Origin of the sequence: Bacillus sp. OTU2372 (genome assembly GCF_038440275.1) — a bacterium.
In the GTDB taxonomy this organism is placed as follows: domain Bacteria; phylum Bacillota; class Bacilli; order Bacillales; family Cytobacillaceae; genus Neobacillus; species Neobacillus bataviensis_B.
The window spans coordinates 1-16525 of the sequence record NZ_JASATK010000009.1 but is presented as its reverse complement, the minus strand read 5'-3'; the positions used below and the strand labels follow the sequence as shown (position 1 = coordinate 16525).

General features: G+C 39.2%; 22 protein-coding genes. 4 read left to right on the top strand and 18 right to left on the bottom strand.

Annotated elements, in window-relative coordinates; translation table 11 throughout:
- Window positions 1-81: 81 nt before the first annotated feature.
- From AAHB15_RS15460 to AAHB15_RS15390, 15 genes are all read right to left on the bottom strand, one after another.
- Entirely contained in the window at window positions 82-504 is a 423-nt protein-coding gene (locus tag AAHB15_RS15460) for a stage V sporulation protein AB (RefSeq protein ID WP_335572412.1), read from the bottom strand.
- Complete coding sequence (locus AAHB15_RS15455; protein WP_335572428.1) at window positions 494-1114, bottom strand: stage V sporulation protein AA; 621 nt, start codon at window positions 1112-1114, stop codon at window positions 494-496. Before AAHB15_RS15455 ends, AAHB15_RS15460 begins: the two co-directional genes overlap by 11 nt.
- Before the next feature lie 88 nt (window positions 1115-1202).
- The gene (gene sigF / locus AAHB15_RS15450; protein ID WP_098533072.1) at window positions 1203-1961 is read right to left on the bottom strand and encodes an RNA polymerase sporulation sigma factor SigF; all 759 of its coding nucleotides are present in this window, start codon (window positions 1959-1961) and stop codon (window positions 1203-1205) included.
- A gap of 12 nt (window positions 1962-1973) precedes the next feature.
- Window positions 1974-2414, bottom strand: coding sequence for an anti-sigma F factor (spoIIAB, locus tag AAHB15_RS15445; protein ID WP_144563045.1), 441 nt, complete (start codon window positions 2412-2414; stop codon window positions 1974-1976).
- Window positions 2415-2765 carry an anti-sigma F factor antagonist gene (spoIIAA, locus tag AAHB15_RS15440; protein WP_098533076.1) on the bottom strand — a complete coding sequence of 117 codons (351 nt, stop codon included), beginning with the start codon at window positions 2763-2765 and terminating at the stop codon, window positions 2415-2417.
- Between the two features lie 163 nt (window positions 2766-2928).
- Entirely contained in the window at window positions 2929-4101 is a 1173-nt protein-coding gene (locus AAHB15_RS15435; protein WP_342042760.1) for a D-alanyl-D-alanine carboxypeptidase family protein, read from the bottom strand.
- Between the two features lie 157 nt (window positions 4102-4258).
- On the bottom strand, window positions 4259-5563 hold the full coding sequence (locus AAHB15_RS15430; protein WP_335572410.1) for a pyrimidine-nucleoside phosphorylase: 1305 nt from the start codon (window positions 5561-5563) through the stop codon (window positions 4259-4261).
- Between the two features lie 60 nt (window positions 5564-5623).
- Window positions 5624-6445: a purine-nucleoside phosphorylase gene (locus tag AAHB15_RS15425; RefSeq protein WP_342042759.1), complete on the bottom strand. Its 822-nt coding sequence runs from the start codon at window positions 6443-6445 to the stop codon at window positions 5624-5626.
- Between the two features lie 14 nt (window positions 6446-6459).
- A complete protein-coding gene (gene deoB, locus AAHB15_RS15420) occupies window positions 6460-7644 on the bottom strand; it encodes a phosphopentomutase (protein WP_342042758.1) in 1185 nt (394 codons plus the stop codon).
- A gap of 222 nt (window positions 7645-7866) precedes the next feature.
- Window positions 7867-8760 (bottom strand): site-specific tyrosine recombinase XerD, encoded by an 894-nt coding sequence (xerD, locus tag AAHB15_RS15415; protein ID WP_335572407.1) that lies wholly within the window; start codon window positions 8758-8760, stop codon window positions 7867-7869.
- A gap of 5 nt (window positions 8761-8765) precedes the next feature.
- A complete protein-coding gene (locus tag AAHB15_RS15410; RefSeq protein ID WP_098533086.1) occupies window positions 8766-8993 on the bottom strand; it encodes a YqzK family protein in 228 nt (75 codons plus the stop codon).
- A gap of 123 nt (window positions 8994-9116) precedes the next feature.
- Window positions 9117-9578 (bottom strand): ferric iron uptake transcriptional regulator, encoded by a 462-nt coding sequence (gene fur, locus AAHB15_RS15405; protein WP_098533088.1) that lies wholly within the window; start codon window positions 9576-9578, stop codon window positions 9117-9119.
- Window positions 9579-9686: 108 nt separating this feature from the next.
- The gene (spoIIM, locus tag AAHB15_RS15400; protein WP_335572406.1) at window positions 9687-10334 is read right to left on the bottom strand and encodes a stage II sporulation protein M; all 648 of its coding nucleotides are present in this window, start codon (window positions 10332-10334) and stop codon (window positions 9687-9689) included.
- A gap of 153 nt (window positions 10335-10487) precedes the next feature.
- Window positions 10488-11651, bottom strand: coding sequence for an endonuclease Q family protein (locus AAHB15_RS15395; RefSeq protein WP_342042757.1), 1164 nt, complete (start codon window positions 11649-11651; stop codon window positions 10488-10490).
- Window positions 11648-12202, bottom strand: coding sequence for an NUDIX hydrolase (locus AAHB15_RS15390; protein ID WP_144563053.1), 555 nt, complete (start codon window positions 12200-12202; stop codon window positions 11648-11650). The genes AAHB15_RS15395 and AAHB15_RS15390 overlap by 4 nt, the downstream gene beginning before the upstream one ends.
- 74 nt (window positions 12203-12276) lie before the next feature.
- Here AAHB15_RS15390 and mciZ point away from each other — a divergent pair, with 74 nt between their 5' ends.
- Both mciZ and AAHB15_RS15380 read left to right on the top strand, forming a co-directional pair.
- Window positions 12277-12411: a Z-ring formation inhibitor MciZ gene (gene mciZ / locus AAHB15_RS15385; RefSeq protein WP_098533096.1), complete on the top strand. Its 135-nt coding sequence runs from the start codon at window positions 12277-12279 to the stop codon at window positions 12409-12411.
- Window positions 12412-12474: 63 nt separating this feature from the next.
- The gene (locus AAHB15_RS15380; protein WP_335572404.1) at window positions 12475-13386 is read left to right on the top strand and encodes an aldo/keto reductase; all 912 of its coding nucleotides are present in this window, start codon (window positions 12475-12477) and stop codon (window positions 13384-13386) included.
- A 25-nt stretch (window positions 13387-13411) separates the two neighbouring features.
- On the opposite strand, the gene AAHB15_RS15375 is transcribed toward AAHB15_RS15380, so the two are convergent.
- From AAHB15_RS15375 to AAHB15_RS15365, 3 genes are all read right to left on the bottom strand, one after another.
- Window positions 13412-13666: a YqkE family protein gene (locus tag AAHB15_RS15375; protein ID WP_098533100.1), complete on the bottom strand. Its 255-nt coding sequence runs from the start codon at window positions 13664-13666 to the stop codon at window positions 13412-13414.
- A gap of 102 nt (window positions 13667-13768) precedes the next feature.
- Entirely contained in the window at window positions 13769-14437 is a 669-nt protein-coding gene (locus AAHB15_RS15370; protein ID WP_342042756.1) for a CoA transferase subunit B, read from the bottom strand.
- A gap of 24 nt (window positions 14438-14461) precedes the next feature.
- On the bottom strand, window positions 14462-15151 hold the full coding sequence (locus tag AAHB15_RS15365) for a CoA transferase subunit A (RefSeq protein ID WP_098532460.1): 690 nt from the start codon (window positions 15149-15151) through the stop codon (window positions 14462-14464).
- Window positions 15152-15330: 179 nt separating this feature from the next.
- On the opposite strand from AAHB15_RS15365, the gene AAHB15_RS15360 reads away from it, so the two are divergent.
- Together AAHB15_RS15360 and AAHB15_RS15355 are read left to right on the top strand one after the other, a co-directional pair.
- Window positions 15331-16236 carry a hydroxymethylglutaryl-CoA lyase gene (locus AAHB15_RS15360; protein WP_335572402.1) on the top strand — a complete coding sequence of 302 codons (906 nt, stop codon included), beginning with the start codon at window positions 15331-15333 and terminating at the stop codon, window positions 16234-16236.
- 75 nt (window positions 16237-16311) lie between these two features.
- Window positions 16312-16452, top strand: coding sequence for a hypothetical protein (locus AAHB15_RS15355; protein ID WP_176541399.1), 141 nt, complete (start codon window positions 16312-16314; stop codon window positions 16450-16452).
- Window positions 16453-16525 lie beyond the last annotated feature (73 nt).

Below are 16525 nucleotides of genomic sequence, written 5' to 3'. Positions count from 1 at the left end.
ATGAGTTATTTACCATGAAATTTATACTCTTTATTGTTTTTCTTTCAAATAAGAGTTGATTCACAGCTGATGTTCAGTTTTTTAATGATTGATAAAATAAAGCCACTGAAAAATCGATCCAAAAATTTTCCCTAACACGATTGCCATGATTAGAATGATTATTTGTCCATCTAGCCGGATCCTTTTAGCGAGGATCGGAAACACATTTACTACTTCAGTTAACCCTGCCGCCAGCATTCCTACAAATACCCCACCTGTAAGTCCTAAGGGGATTAAAAAATAGGCAGAGACATGCAATGCAGGGTCCCTTAAGCTTGCAAACACCCCGACTAGCACTCCCAACACTACAGCCCATTCGTATAAAGGAATCATTTTCATTGATTTGGAAAGTTGTGTCAGTCTAGGGATAATCCCAAGTACAGTTAAAAATGCAACAAAACCAGCGCCTACCATTAATCCACTTGCAAGACCTATAAAGATAACTGCTAGGATTTTAATCGTCATCAATATGCTTCATACTTTCCTTATTTTCATGGATAACTACGTAATTATCTAAATCAAGCTGGTAATTAAAGATTTCGACTTCAAGTGGACTGGGTTCTTCATTTAAACGGTGTTTGAACACATGATTAAAAAAGAGAATCATTCCAAGGCCAAGACCAATAGAATAAGGGATTTGGAAAAGCAATGGTTTTACTGCCTTTTTTTCCGTAATGATGGTATATATTTTTTCCTGAACGCTTTGCATACTTACATCATCATGGAAATTCATAATTGTCATAGCAGAACCAAAAAACAATAAAAACCATATAAGGATAAAAATAGGCAATGAAACCTTTTTTTTCTTAAAAACTACTTCCACTATAGTCTGTGCTGGACCAATGGATTGAACTTCAGCTTCCTTAAATGTACTCGTTATCTTCTTGATTACCTCCATTACATCTATAACGATTATATTCCGATCCTTCTCCGTTACTTGATATATCATTATTGATTGTAATTTCAACAGGACCGCTTCTGGGGCAATAATCTGGGCAACATCCTTTAAGTAGATCTTCTCCTCTGGCCGGACATGAACTCGATGCCGCATGCGGATGTAGATTGTTTTTTCCAAAACATTCACTTCCCACACAATGATTTCCACATCAATAGTATGGATAATCTTCGGTCCTTTCATGTAAGCAAATGAAAAACCGCATGGATCAGAGATCCATGCGGTCCTTCATTTGCTGTAATATCTTCTTCTCAAGCCGTGAAACCTGTACCTGGGAAATCCCCAGCCTAACGGCCACTTCAGATTGGGTTTGGTCTTTATAATACCGCAAATAAACAATCAGTCTTTCCCGTTCATCAAGCTCGCGAATCGCTTCTTTTAATGCAATCTTATCAAACCATTTTCCTTCATTACCGTCATCTATTTGGTCTAGTAAAGTGATTGGATCACCGTCGTTTTCATATACTGTCTCATGAATGGATGACGGTGTCCTGCTTGCTTCTTGGGCAAGGATTACATCCTCCGGTGAAAGTTCCAAATGAGCTGAAATCTCATTTACAGTCGGAATCCTTCCAAGCGTTTTGGATAATTCATCCTTCGCTTTTCGGATTCTGTTCCCCATTTCTTTCAGTGAACGACTGACTTTGACAGTCCCGTCATCACGGATAAAACGTTGGATTTCACCAATAATCATTGGTACTGCATAAGTGGAAAATTTGACATCATAGGATAGGTCAAACTTATCAACCGATTTTAATAATCCAATACAACCAATTTGGAATAAGTCATCCGGGTCATAACCCCTATTAAGAAACCGCTGGACAACAGACCAAACAAGACGCATATTTTTTTCAACGATTAAATCTCTAGATTCTTGATCTCCAGCTTGGCTCTTTTTAATGAGCTCTTTTACTTCATGATCTTTTAAGTATGTTTGACTTTTATCGTTCTTGACCTCCACATCCATCGGCAAGTCTCCTTAATTGCAAAGCATTTTGTTAAGTTTTAAATGCTTCCTTAATCTAACCTCGGTTCCGCTGCCTGGCTGTGAATGAACCTCTACCTCATCCATGAAATTTTCCATGATGGTGAATCCCATACCGGAACGTTCCAAATCCGGCTTTGTTGTAAACAATGGCTGACGAGCTTCCTCCACATCTGCTATACCTAAACCAACATCTTTAATTGTCATATCAATCAGACTTTCCTCAATCGTTACCTGAATATAAACGATCCCGCTAGGATCATTTTCATAACCATGAATAATCGCATTTGTTACGGCCTCAGAAACGACCGTTTTAATCTCGGTTAGCTCATCCATGGTTGGATCAAGCTGGGCAATAAAAGCAGCGACGGTAACACGGGCAAACGACTCATTTTGACTTAAAGCACTGAATTGAAGATTCATTTCATTCTTCACTCAGGCCACCCCCAATCTTTGCAATGCAAATTCCTCAGTCGGTTCCATTTTGATGATTTTGAATAAACCAGACATATCGAATAATCTTTGTATTGCAGGGGAAATCGCACATACCACCATTTCACCGTGCACTTGCTTTATTTGTTTGTATCTTCCTAAAATAACTCCTAATCCAGAACTATCCATAAAAGAGAGTTGTTCTAAATTTAAAACAATATGGCGAATATTATTTTTTTCTATAACAGCTGTGGCTTGTTCACGAAGGTCATCCGCTGTGTGATGATCTAACTCCCCACTTAAGCGAATACATAAAACATCGTGTTTTGTTTCCATTTCAATGTTAAGACTCACTATTCCCGTCCTCCTTAATCTGGTATAGTGAGTCAATTCGCTTTTTCAGTGAAAATATCCTTCTATACATACAAAACTAGTCCTATTTCGCTAAAATTAGTATTGTAGTTTGAAGTTTCGACAAGTGTTGTTAAACAGTAATTTCATATAGTTTAACAATCATTTACTTTCCAGACTTTGTAAACATTCCAAATGCACGTTTATAAAGTGTCCACCAGCCTGCTTCTTTCACGCTCTTGCTGGCGACTAATGGACTTTCAAGAATTACTTTTCCATTTTTAATCAATTCAATTTTTCCAACCTGATCGCCCTTTGTAATAGGAGCCTTCAGATTTTTTTGAAGGATGACTTTTTGCTTAACATCCTGTATTTTTTCACCCTTTTTCGTTAGGATGGAAATCGGTTCACTAGTAACTGCTTCTATTTTCTTTTCCTTACCCTTGCTTACTTTGGCCAAACCAATGGTCTGATTTCTTTTAAACATTGGATGTGTTTGATATTGGGCAAAGGCATAGTTAAGCAATTTCGTTACTTGTGCATTTCTTTCCTTAGAAGTCGGTGCACCAAAAACAACTGCAATAACACGCATTCCATCTTTTTGGGCTGTTGCTGTCAGGCAATATTTTGCCTCGGCAGTAAAACCGGTTTTTAATCCGTCTACTCCAGGATAAAAGCGTACTAATTTATTGGTATTAACCAGCCAGAATTTTTTATCGGTATTTTCACGAAGGTATGCTTCGTACATGCCTGTAAATTTAGTGATACCTTCATATTTAAGCAGTTCTTTTGCCATAATAGCCATATCAGCTGCTGTGCTATAATGACCGCTGACCGGAAGCCCGGTAGTATTTTTAAAGAATGTATGCTTTAATCCCAGCTCTTTGGCTTTAGCGTTCATCATATCGACAAACGCATCTTCGGAACCTGCTATTCTTTCTGCCATGGCCACGGAGGCATCGTTTCCTGATCCAATGGCAATTCCTCTTAACATTTCCTTAGTCGTCATTTCTTCGCCTGGTTCAAGGAAAATTTGTGAGCCGCCCATAGAGGCTGCATACTCACTTGTTCGTACTTTTTCATTCCAGGATAGTTTGCCTTCGTCAATTGCCTCCATAATGAGGAGCATCGTCATAATTTTTGTCATACTCGCAGGCGGCAGCTCTTCGTTACTATTTTTTTCGTATAAGACTGTGCCTGTATCTCGTTCAATTAAAATAGCGGATTTAACATTGCTGACAATATCAGTATTCTTTTTCTCTTCAGCAGCAAATGCAGATGGAATCCATAAACTAGTTAGTAAAAAAGATGTCACTATGAAAGAGACAAATCGTTTCATTCGCATAACCCTCCATTCTTTATAATCTCCATTTTTTCCAAATCAACTTACTTTATACAATTATTTCCTATAATTCCAAATTAATTAAGCTATTAAAATGGAAAAGGGTGACAGGCACCATGTGAAATTACCACAAAGTGCCTGTCACCCTTTCGTTTTATTCTGTTATTTCGCCGTGGATAAGGATCGGAGCCTCGATTTTAGCGGTTGAAATCTTGATATTTTCATAAAGCTTCTCTTTTACTTCGTCGACATTCTCAAAGTTGCTGTAAATAGTTACGAGGGATTCCCCTTTTTTCACTTGATCACCGATTTTCTTTCGCAAAACAAGGCCAACAGCTAAATCAATCGTAGATTCTTTTGTGGCTCGCCCCGCACCGAGGATCATAGCTGCCGTTCCCACTTCATCGGCCACTATTTCAGCTACATAGCCATCTTCTTTCGCTTCTAGTTCAAACGTATATTTTGCTTGTGGCATTTTAGAAGGGTTATCAACGATCGATTCATCTCCACCTTGAGAACTCAAAAAGACTTTTAATTTCTCTAATGCAGAACCGTCTCTAATTGCATTCTCAAGCTTTTGACGAGCCTCTTCTAAAGAGCTTGCCTTTTCTGCTAAGTAAACCATGTGGCTGCCAAGGGTTAAACAGAGCTCTGTTAGATCCTCTGGGCCCTCTCCCTTTAAGGTATCAATCGCTTCTTTTACTTCAAGGGCATTCCCAATGGCATATCCAAGCGGCTGGCTCATATCCGAAATAACCGCCATTGTCTTTCTGCCAACATTATTTCCGATTCGTACCATTGCTTTTGCTAATTCTTTAGAATCTTCCAATGTCTTCATAAAGGCACCGGCACCTGTTTTAACATCTAGGACAATGGCATCGGCCCCAGCGGCAATTTTTTTACTCATAATCGAGCTTGCAATGAGCGGAATACTATCGACAGTAGCGGTAACATCCCGCAGTGCATATAGTTTTTTGTCAGCAGGGGTTAAGTTTCCACTCTGACCAATAACCGCAATTTTATTTTTATTAACTAAATCGATAAATTCTTCATTTTTAATTTCAACATGGAATCCTTTAACTGCTTCTAACTTGTCAATGGTTCCACCGGTGTGGCCTAAACCACGTCCGGACATTTTTGCAATTGGCACTCCGACTGCGGCTACAAGCGGACCAAGAACAAGAGTGGTTGTGTCACCAACTCCCCCTGTGGAGTGCTTATCGACCTTAATTCCTTCAATTTGTGATAAATCGATTTGATCACCCGATTGAACCATTGCCATGGTTAAATCGGCTCTCTCCTTTTCTGTCATACCCTTGAAATAGATAGCCATTGTTAAAGCACTAACCTGATAATCGGGGATTGATCCATCCGTGTAGCCGTTTATAATAAATTTAATTTCTTCTGTTGATAATTCTTGCCCATCTCTTTTTTTCTCTATTAAGTCAACCATTCTCATTAATATCACCACATTTTTTTATATTCGTTTAGAAGCACTTTTTTAGAGGGAGCGTTCTGGTTACTGACCAATCCCTTTAACAATTTCTTTAATATATAAAAGGAAGTCGGCTTTCACTTTTTCTGTTGTTTCAATGACTTCATTATGGGTTAATGGCTGATCAAGGATACCTGCTGCCATGTTAGAAATACAGGAAATACCAAGAACTTTCATCCCACTGTGACGAGCCACAATGACCTCAGGAACAGTGGACATCCCTACCGCATCCCCACCTAAAATACGAACCATTCGGATTTCTGCCGGTGTTTCATAAACCGGACCAGGGTTTCCAAAGTATACCCCTTCTTTGATATTTAGGTTTAACCGATCGGCAATCTCTCTTGCAATTCTCCGTAATTCCTTGGAATAAGCTTCTGAAAGATCAGGGAAACGTACACCTAAATTAGAATCATTTGGTCCTACCAATGGATTCGTCCCCATATTATTAATATGGTCTGTTATGATCATTAAATCGCCAGGGGAAAAGCTTTCATTCACCCCTCCGGCAGCGTTGGTGACAATTAACATTTCAACACCTATTTCTTTCATAACACGAACGGGGAATGTTACTTTATCCATACTGTAACCTTCATAGAAATGGAATCTGCCTTGCATCGCTACAACCTCAACCCCATTTAACTGACCGAAAACTAGTTGTCCAGCATGGCCTTCCACGGTTGAAATTGGGAAATCAGGGATTTGGTTGTAAGGTGTTTTAACGGGATTTTCTATTTCCTCCGCTAGTACACCAAGACCTGAACCTAGAATAAGACCTACTTTTGGTGTTGTTTGATATTTTTCTTTTAAAAATTGAGCTGCATTTTGAATGCTTTCCATATTCATTTTTATCACTCTCCTTATTTCAATTCCTGTAAGAAGCTTTTGCCATAGTTAGGCATCTTTACATTGAAGTTGTCAGCAACTGTCGCACCAAGGTCTGCGAATGTTTCCCTTAATGGAAGTTCTTTGCCGCCGTTCATACTCTTAGAATAGACAAGTAATGGGACATATTCACGTGTATGGTCTGTTCCTGGGGCAATAGGGTCATTTCCGTGGTCGGCTGTGATCATTAACAAATCATCATCTTTCATCTTTGCAAACACTTCGGGCAGGCGGGCATCGTATTCCTCAAGTGCCTTTCCATATCCTTCTGGGTCACGGCGATGGCCGTATAATGCATCAAAATCAACCAAATTTAAAAAGCTAATACCATTGAAATCCATATCAAAGGTTTCCACAAGCTTATCCATACCATCCATATTGGATACCGTTCTAAGAGATTTTGTTACCCCTTCGCCGTCATAAATATCAGAAATCTTTCCAATCGCAATTACATCAAATCCTGCGTCCTTTAACTCACTCATTACTGTTCTATCAAAAGGTTTCAAGGCATAATCATGACGATTTGGCGTACGCTTAAAGCTGCCTGGTTCACCTAGAAATGGGCGGGCAATCACACGACCAACCATGTATTTTTCATCAAGTGTCAATTCACGAGCAATTTTACAGATGTTATACAACTCTTCAAGTGGGACAATTTCTTCATGAGCAGCAATTTGCAGAACAGAATCTGCAGAAGTATAGACAATCAATGCCCCTGTTTTTATATGTTCTTCGCCAAGCTCATCTAATATTTCGGTTCCGCTTGCAGGTTTATTTCCAATAATCTTTCTTCCTGTTCGTTTTTCTAGTTCTGTTACAAGCTCGTCTGGAAATCCTTCTGGGAACACACGAAAAGGTGTTTGAATATTAAGACCCATAATTTCCCAATGTCCAGTCATGGTATCTTTTCCATTTGAAGCCTCCTTCATTTTTGTAAAAAAGGCTAATGGTTTTTCTGCTTTAGTGATTCCTTTAATTTCACGAATATTGCTTAATCCTAATTTTTCCATATTCGGCATATTCAGACCGTTCATTCTTTCAGCAATATGACCAAATGTGTCGGCCCCTTTGTCTCCAAACTTCTCAGCATCAGGTGCTTCCCCAATCCCAACAGAATCCATTACAATGATAAATATACGTTTGTATGTATTTGCAGTCATACACTACTACCTCCTCGACATAGAAAACGTTTGCAAATAAGAATCAGACAGCTATAGGTTGTCCTCATAAAAATAGGTTTATGAAAGTGATTGAATTAAATCACTCGTCAGAAGTCTGACATCTTTATTTTACTCTAAGTTTCTGAAAACACAAGAAAAAAGCCGTCAAAATTCAGGACGACTTTTTACACTTTTGTGAATGTATTTTAGGCTATCATTCTATTAAGCTCGTGGATGAAATTTACTGTAGACATCCTTGATTCTTGATTTCGAAACAGTGGTATATATTTCTGTAGACGAAATATTGGTATGTCCTAACATCTCTTGAACAGCTCTTAAATCGGCACCATTTTCAAGCAAATGTGTAGCAAAAGAATGGCGAAGGATATGAGGGGTAAGCTCTTTATCAATTCCTGCTTCTTGTGCCAGTTTTTTTAATATTTTCCAAAAACCCTGTCTCGTTAACCGATGCCCCTGATGATTTAAGAACAGTGCATCATCCTTGTGCTTCTCTGTAACAAAATGAGGTCTGCCGTTTTCAAAATAGTGCTTAATTGCTGCTAATGCAGTTTTTCCTATCGGAATAATCCGCTCCCTGTTACCTGTTCCAATACACCGGATAAACCCGAGTGTTAAATGAACATCGTCTATTTCTAAAGCTATTAATTCACTTACACGGATTCCTGTTGCATATAGGAGCTCTAACATGGCCTTGTCTCTTATACCAAAGTGATCATTTAGATTAGGAGTATTAAGTAGTTTCTCTACTTCAACTAAACCCAAAACCTTAGGAAGTGCCCGATCAAGTTTCGGCGTTTCTATTAAAACAGAGGGGTCTTGGTCTACCGCCTTTTCTCTTAATAAAAACTGATGAAACGCCCGAATAGAGGCAATATGTCTTGCCACCGTTTTGGAGGACTTCCCTTGGTCCTTTAAAAAATTCAAAAAATGAAGAATATGAATACGCTGAATTTCATTTAAAGATTGAATGACTTCCACACTTTTTAAATAATGAAGGTAGCTTTTCAAATCCCGGTCATACGAAATAATCGTATTCTTTGCTAAACCTTTTTCTACTATTAAATAATCCAAAAAAGCTTTTAACTGGTTTTCCATCACGATTACTCCCCATTTAAGTAAAACAACATCAGCCGGTCTATTACAGATGAACTGTCTTCTTTCACTGCATTTGATACCTTTAGCGCAGATCCTTCCGGTTCATCATAGCGATGATAATTTTGATATTCTTCAGATACCCACATGATACCATAATAAAAGAGAATCGTGCACCCGGTGAAAATGATAAATACCTTTAATGTCTGGAGCGCCACTTTAAGAAAAGAGACCATTCTTTCATCCCCCAATACTAATTTCTATTAAAAGGTATGCCAAAATGGACAAAATATATACCTGCTTCGATCTGACAAAAAAGAAAAAAGTCCTTTTCATTGAAAGGGACTTTCAGTTTCATATTATTCTGTTTCCTCATCCTTATTCTTATCCAAGCAGCGGTGACAGATACCATGAAAGGTTAAGCGGTGGTCTTTTATTTTAAAGTTCCATCTGCGCTCAACAACGGCTTCTACATCTTCTAGCAAATCCTCTTGAATTTCATCAACAGCTCCGCATTCAATACATACAAGATGATGGTGAAAATGGGCTGCACCTTCCTGACGAAGATCATATCGTGAGACTCCATCACCAAAATTTATTTTATCGACAATTTTTAATTCCGTTAGCAATTCCAATGTTCGATAAACAGTTGCTAAACCAATCTCAGGCGATTTTTCTTTTACTAGGAGGTACACATCTTCCGCACTTAAATGATCCTCTTCATTCTCTAACAAAACTCGAACGGTTGCTTCACGCTGGGGAGTTAATTTATAACTCGCTGAATGCAACTGTTTCTTAATTCTCTCAATTCTAGTTTCCATCCTGAAGGCCCTCCCTCGCCACTGTTAGTTTCCATTATAACAGATGGTCAAGGAGATTCAAAATAAAATTATTATAAATAAGATACAATAATTAATATTAACTAATAATTATTTTAATGATATTGAACTTATGATGCTTTTCATTAACCAAGGAGACAAATACGCTTCTACTCCTGAAGCAGCTGAAATGAATAATACGGCTGCGATTAAGGCAACAATATAACGTTTAAAAAATGGCATAATTGGCTGAGCATATTTCTTCATAAATTGCCGTTTAATCATTCTCATTGAAAAAATGACTGAGAATGCTGACATCAATATAAACACAGGAATGATAATCAGATTCTGAGGAAGAATGGAGGCAAAGGCTAGCAGAAAGCCTTTCCATCCCATCTGACTAACTAAAAATCCCACCGTAAAACCTACAACCATTCCTTTAAGGAATAAAAGTATTAATATTATAGGAAGGCCTATAATAGAGATTCCTAGAATCCACATAAGGCCAATAAATTTACTGTTGTGGTAAAAGCTTTGCAAAAATAAATCGTTGTCATCTGTTACTGTTCCATCGGAAACTTGACCAAAAAATTGCGATAAATAATAGAATAAATCTTCCTTCTGGGTAATGCTCATGCTATTTACGACAATAGCCCCAAAGATTACCCCCATTAAAAATAAGATAACAATAAATAAGAAGATTGAGGAATGTTCACGAAAATAACTGGCGGCATCTGACTGGTACAATCGTTTTTTCATTTTTAATTTCCTCCTACTGCGAAAGGTCGATTAGTAAAGTCTATGCTAGTCTAGTTTTTCTATGACGAAAAAAATTTTAGTAGGATTAGAAAAAAGAAAAGTCATCAACCATGAAAAATCCCGGCAAACTGGCTGCCGGGTATGAATTGTATTTTAGTCTGCAATTTTCCCATATTTGCCGCCGCCTCCGGCTGCAAGAGTTACATTACCTTCTCTTGCTTTCATAATGAACTCAGCAATTTTAGCAGGTACTACTTCTGTTAATGTCTCGTATGGAACTTCATGTAAAATGGCCATTTCACTGCCAAAATGATTAACCAGCTTCTCTAACAACCGTGGCCCTAAGCCAGGAATAAACTCAAGCGGCACTTGATGAACATATGGCGGGCGCCCTGGGGGGCTGGTATCCGCTGTCTTTAACTCTAGAATTCGATCTGCTACACCTTTAATAACTTTATTTTTTCCACATTGATCACATAGTTGATCATCATGGTTTAACGGGTTTAGACATTCCGCACAAACAGTTTTATGATATTTACCTAATAATGGGTCAAGACCATAATTGGCAATGATATGGCGGCCGTCTTCCCCTTTTAACGCTTTTTGCAATTCTAAAAATGTTGGCTCTTTCATGGCAATCACTTGATATTCTCGTGCGATTTTTGCTAGGGAGTGGGCATCGGAGTTGGTTACAAATGTATATTTGTGAAGCTCTGCTAATCGGTCTGCCATGTGTGTGTCTGAGCTGAGCCCTAGTTCAATCCCATCAATTAAATCCGGATTTAGAACCTCTGTGAGCGATTTATTAACCCCTTTGCCATATAAACTTTTGAAGGGGGTAAACACATGGGCTGGAATGAAAATGCCCCCTAAGTCTTTGACCTTTTTTTGTAACACCAGACCTGTCACATAAATCCGTTGAGAACTGAGTTGAATATTTTTCAAATGGCCGGAAAGCCAAGAAGAAAACTCCCGCATAACCGTAAGATTTGGAAAAAACATAAGCAGATGAATGGGACCATTTGATTGTTCATCATATATTTCCAATTCAGAGCCGGGAATAACTGTTAAATCCCCAAAAATTAAACCACCGTCTTGATGCTCGCTTATTTCCCCGCTTTGTATAAGGCTTTCCATTTCCAAAATTACTTCGGGTGAATGACTGTCAATGATTCCCACCATATTTAGTCCCTTTTCATGCCGGGCATGTTCAATAATATTGGTAAATGTCAGTGATTTAGCACCCGTGATTTTAACCGGCTTACCTGTCCAAGTCCGGCCAATATGAATGTGTAAATCTACATAATAGCGATTCATTTATGTTTCAACGCCTCTTGTAATTGTAAGTACTGAACAGCGAATATTGTTTTTGCATCAAAAATCTTTTGTTCTGTTACATATTTTAATGCTTCTTCAAGAGTTAATTCCTCAAGATTAACAAACTCATCTTCGTCAAGACCTGCCGCATCCTCTTTTTTTGTTAGCCCTTTTGCTACATACACATGGACAATTTCATCTGCAAAACCCGGAGATGTATAGAAAGATGTTAATAATTCCAAACTGCTGCATTCATAGCCAGTTTCTTCCTCTAATTCTCTCCGCGCACAGATTTCAGGCTCTTCTCCTTTTTCGAGTTTACCAGCGGGGATTTCCACAATCGTTCTTTCTAATGCTTTCCGATATTGTTCCACCATAACCACTTTATTTTCGTCGGTAACAGCTATAACCGCTACAGCCCCCGGGTGTTTGATGATTTCACGCTTCGAATGCTTTCCATTTGGCAGCTCCACATCTTGCAAATGCAGACTGATGATCTTCCCTGAAAATATTTCTTCACTCTTAATTGTTTTTTCTGTTAGGTTGTCCATTACCGTCAACTCCTGTTCTATTCCGTAAAGACATACGCATACATTTTACCATACTTTAATTGGAGGAGTAGGTAATGAAAGTCTATATCCATGAGCAAGGAATCACTCTTGTTGGCAAGGCCTGGGAAATCCTGCAGAAGTTAAAGGAATATAACAAGGATTATGTATTAGTCAGTGAATGGGTTCGGGATATTTCACAAAAAAAGTAGCTTCGATTTGTAGTCTGCCCTTTTCTTTAATAAAATTGTAGAGAAAGGACAGGGGGGATACTTTTGAAAAAAAGGAAACTAGGTCATTCAGATTTGTATGTTACGGAATTGGGGCTCGGCTGTATGTCCATCGGCACAGAGGAAAAAGCAGCCAGAAAGATTGTCGAGGCGGCACTTGAAGAAGGGATTAATTATTTTGATACCGCTGACCTCTATGATTTTGGTAAAAATGAAAGAATTGTCGGCCAGGCTTTAAAACCTGTCCGTGAGCAGGTCATTCTTGCAACTAAGGTCGGAAATCGTCCGAACCCGGATAAAACCGGTTGGACCTGGGATCCATCTAAAGCTTATATTAAGGAAGAAGTAAAAAACAGTTTAAAGCGTCTAGGAACTGACTATATCGATTTATACCAACTACATGGTGGAACGATTGAAGACCCCATTGAAGAAACGATTGAAGCTTTTGAAGAATTAAAAGCAGAAGGATTTATTCGCTGCTATGGCATCTCATCTATTCGACCCAATGTCATCCGCGAATATATAAAAAAATCTAGTATCGTGTCCGTTATGATGCAATACAGCATATTAGACCGACGACCAGAAGAAGAAGCTTTACCACTTTTACATGAACATGGGATAAGCGTTGTGACACGCGGACCGCTTGCTAAAGGGCTGCTAAGCGATAAGCTGCTAAGCAAGGCAACTGAAAAAGGCTATCTGGATTACAGTTACGAAGACTTATCAGAAATTTTGCCTGGTTTAAAAGAAAAAGTCGCTTCTGCTCGGTCATTTACAGAGGTCGCTCTACAATATAATTTAGCAACCCCTGCTGTGGCTTCGGTTGTTGTTGGAGCGAGCAGCCCAGAACAGATTAGGAGTAATGCTGCTGCGATAAGAAGTAACCCTCTGACCAAAGAGGAAGTGTTGTTCATTAAAGAGGTTACAAAGCCTAGTGTATATAGGGAACACAGATAAACAGGGGGAGCTTTCGCTCTCCTGTCTATTTAAATTCCTTCCAGTTCATACCACTCTCGTTTAGTAGTTCCTCAAATGATTTGTTCTTTTCTTTTAATCTTCGTTCTTCCCGTTTCTTTTGTTCTTCCTCTGCTTTTATTCTATCTTCTTCAGCCTTTAGCTGATCTTGCTGCTCTTTAAGCTGCTTCATTAAGTCCGGATTAATCAAATCTTTGAGTGTTACTGCAGTATCTTCCTTTTTTGGTTTAGATTGATTGGTTTGTCTTTTTTGTTTTTTCATTCTAAACGCCTCCATAATTAAAATCCTATTCTATTATACCATTTCAAAAAACACACTTAGTATAAAAAAACAGGCTGATCTTTTCGCAGCCTGCTTTGACTATTAATAAGCCTCTAATTTAACATTTTCATCTACCAACAAGGCGGCCTCGGTTGAATTAACAACCTCCTCAACTGTATACCCGCTTGCAACTTCCACAAGTCTTAATCCAGAATCCGTAACATCCATCACCGCACGCTCCGTGATAATTCGATTCACAACCCCTTTTCCGGTTAGCGGCAATGTGCATTGTTTTAATATCTTTGATTCACCTTTTTTATTGACGTGCTCCATAATGACGATGATTTTCTGGGCCCCATGGACAAGGTCCATTGCACCGCCCATCCCTTTAATCATTTTTCCTGGAATCATCCAGTTGGCTAAATCCCCTTGTTCCGATACTTCCATCCCGCCGAGAATCGCCAAATTAACATGTCCCCCCCGTATCATTGCAAACGATTCAGCACTATCAAAATAAGCTGCCCCGCTAATCGCGGTGACCGTCTCTTTCCCAGCATTGATTAAATCAGGGTCCACATCTTCTTCACGAGGATATGGGCCTATACCGAGAAGACCGTTTTCCGATTGTAAAACTACTTGCTTATTGTCTGTAATATAGTTTGCAACGAGGGTTGGCATACCGATACCAAGATTGACATAAAAGCCATTCTCTATTTCCTTTTCTGCTCTAATTGCAATTCTTTCTCTGACATTGGCTTTATCATTTGCCATAGCTATTTGCTCCCTTCCCCCACTCTATTTTTGTACAGTTAATCTTTCAATCCGTTTTTCCTGTTTCCCTTCAATAATTGTTTGAACATAAATACTAGGTGTATGAATAAAATTAGGATCTAATTCACCTATTTCGTAAAGCGCTTCCACTTCTGCGATCGTTACTTTTCCAGCTGCTGCAATCATGGGATTAAAGTTTCGGGCTGTTTTGTGATAAACGAGGTTTCCCATCTTATCGCCTTTCCATGCCCTAACAAGGCTAAAATCTGCTGTCAGCGCCTCTTCTAACAGATATTCACGGCCATTAAACAACTTTGTATCTTTCCCCTCAGCAATTGGTGTCCCTACCCCTGCAGGCGTATAAAAGGCTGGAATCCCGGCACCGCCGGCTCGTATTTTTTCTGCCAATGTTCCTTGAGGAGTTAATTCTACTTCCAGTTCCCCTGTTAGAACCTGTCTCTCAAACTCTTTATTTTCCCCAACATAGGAGCCTATCATTTTTTTTATTTGTTTATTATTTAATAGCAGTCCTAAGCCCCATTCATCAATCCCACAGTTATTGGAAATGACGGTTAAATCCTTAACTCCTTTTTCCGCTAAGGCTAAAATCAAATTTTCTGGGATACCGCATAAACCAAATCCACCGACCATTAATGTTGCCCCATCCTGGATATCAGCAACCGCCTCCTGGAAGGAAGTACAAATTTTCTTCATCCTATTCTCTCTCCCTTTGATTTAGGTTTCATATTAGCCAAACATTTTTTCTTCCCCTTGACCTTTTATTAATTCTACTTTTTGAAAAAAATTCCTCTAATTTTGTCAAAATTCCATTAACTCTTGCTTTTCAGAAAATAACACCACTACAATGAAAGTATGAAGATCGGAGGGGGAAAATGATGTTTAATTTACCTAAAAAAGTGACGATCATCGAAGTAGGCCCGCGCGATGGGCTTCAAAATGAGAAGTTATTAGTCCCAACTGACATCAAAAAACAATTTATTGCTAGTCTGAGGAGTGCCGGACTTAAGGAAATGGAGCTGACTTCGTTCGTATCACCGAAATGGGTGCCGCAAATGGGAGATGCTGCTGAAATCACAGCGAATTGTCTTGATGAGAAGACGCGAAACATCGTTCTCGCCCCTAATCGGAGAGGAGTGGATCGGGTTTATTCGACCGAATGCCAGGCAGTTGCCGTGTTTGTTGGCGTAAGCAATAGCTTTAATTTAAAGAATATCAATAAAACAACACGGGACAGTATGGCGGAATTAAGGCCGATTATCCGTGAATTAAAAGACAAGAATTATTTTGTCCGATCCTGTATTTCTACGGCCTTCTATTGCCCTTACGAAGGAAAAGTCGGCGACGAAAACACCCTAGAGCTTTGCCGTGAATTTGTTCTTGCTGGTGTTGATGAATTAAGTGTAGCCGATACGATCGGTATGGCAGCACCCAATGAATCTTTTTCTCTTTTTTCCCAATTAAAAGCTGAGTTCCCTGAAATTCTTATTACCGCCCATTTTCATGATACGCGCAAGCTCGCCCTTGCCAATATTTTAGCTGCCCTCCAAGCAGGAATTGACCGGTTTGACACCTCTGCTGGCGGTCTGGGCGGCTGCCCGTTTGCTCCGGGTGCTGCAGGAAATGCTGCTACCGAGGACGTTGTTTACATGCTCGAAAGAATGGGAATTGCAACAGGTGTTGACCTTGATAAATTAATCGCTTCCATTGAAATTGTCATTCCTTATTTATCAAAAAAAATTGAAACCGGCTATTACCGCCTTCACTCCCAAACTGTTTAGATTCATCTCCTATGAATAATCAGTCACCTCATCAACCATCTTAATAATTGAGACTACCATGAAGGGGGACTGAACATGAGCCAGAAGCGTGAGAAAGGTAACAGTCAAAGCGGGAAAAACTATGCGGACACAGCAGGCGGCGGCAAACGGATGATTGCTGCTGAAGAGCTTGAAAAAGCCCTTCACCCTACCAAAAGACAAAATTCTGAACAATAGGAAAAGCGGAAGTGCCTTGAACAGGGGCTCAGACCTAAGATCCCCTAAGCGCTGGAGCTGGACAATAGAAAAG

What these genes read in the sequence shown, in the direction of transcription:
- AAHB15_RS15460 (WP_335572412.1), bottom strand. Translation starts at nt 504, where the DNA reads ATGACGATTAAAATCCTAGCAGTTATCTTTATAGGTCTTGCAAGTGGA.
- sigF (WP_098533072.1), bottom strand. Translation starts at nt 1,961, where the DNA reads ATGGATGTGGAGGTCAAGAACGATAAAAGTCAAACATACTTAAAAGAT.
- AAHB15_RS15435 (WP_342042760.1), bottom strand. Translation starts at nt 4,101, where the DNA reads ATGAAACGATTTGTCTCTTTCATAGTGACATCTTTTTTACTAACTAGT.
- AAHB15_RS15430 (WP_335572410.1), bottom strand. Translation starts at nt 5,563, where the DNA reads ATGAGAATGGTTGACTTAATAGAGAAAAAAAGAGATGGGCAAGAATTA.
- AAHB15_RS15425 (WP_342042759.1), bottom strand. Translation starts at nt 6,445, where the DNA reads ATGAATATGGAAAGCATTCAAAATGCAGCTCAATTTTTAAAAGAAAAA.
- deoB (WP_342042758.1), bottom strand. Translation starts at nt 7,644, where the DNA reads ATGACTGCAAATACATACAAACGTATATTTATCATTGTAATGGATTCT.
- xerD (WP_335572407.1), bottom strand. Translation starts at nt 8,760, where the DNA reads ATGGAAAACCAGTTAAAAGCTTTTTTGGATTATTTAATAGTAGAAAAA.
- AAHB15_RS15410 (WP_098533086.1), bottom strand. Translation starts at nt 8,993, where the DNA reads ATGGTCTCTTTTCTTAAAGTGGCGCTCCAGACATTAAAGGTATTTATC.
- fur (WP_098533088.1), bottom strand. Translation starts at nt 9,578, where the DNA reads ATGGAAACTAGAATTGAGAGAATTAAGAAACAGTTGCATTCAGCGAGT.
- spoIIM (WP_335572406.1), bottom strand. Translation starts at nt 10,334, where the DNA reads ATGAAAAAACGATTGTACCAGTCAGATGCCGCCAGTTATTTTCGTGAA.
- AAHB15_RS15395 (WP_342042757.1), bottom strand. Translation starts at nt 11,651, where the DNA reads ATGAATCGCTATTATGTAGATTTACACATTCATATTGGCCGGACTTGG.
- AAHB15_RS15390 (WP_144563053.1), bottom strand. Translation starts at nt 12,202, where the DNA reads ATGGACAACCTAACAGAAAAAACAATTAAGAGTGAAGAAATATTTTCA.
- mciZ (WP_098533096.1), top strand. Translation starts at nt 12,277, where the DNA reads ATGAAAGTCTATATCCATGAGCAAGGAATCACTCTTGTTGGCAAGGCC.
- AAHB15_RS15375 (WP_098533100.1), bottom strand. Translation starts at nt 13,666, where the DNA reads ATGAAAAAACAAAAAAGACAAACCAATCAATCTAAACCAAAAAAGGAA.
- AAHB15_RS15370 (WP_342042756.1), bottom strand. Translation starts at nt 14,437, where the DNA reads ATGGCAAATGATAAAGCCAATGTCAGAGAAAGAATTGCAATTAGAGCA.
- AAHB15_RS15365 (WP_098532460.1), bottom strand. Translation starts at nt 15,151, where the DNA reads ATGAAGAAAATTTGTACTTCCTTCCAGGAGGCGGTTGCTGATATCCAG.
- AAHB15_RS15360 (WP_335572402.1), top strand. Translation starts at nt 15,331, where the DNA reads ATGATGTTTAATTTACCTAAAAAAGTGACGATCATCGAAGTAGGCCCG.
- AAHB15_RS15355 (WP_176541399.1), top strand. Translation starts at nt 16,312, where the DNA reads ATGAGCCAGAAGCGTGAGAAAGGTAACAGTCAAAGCGGGAAAAACTAT.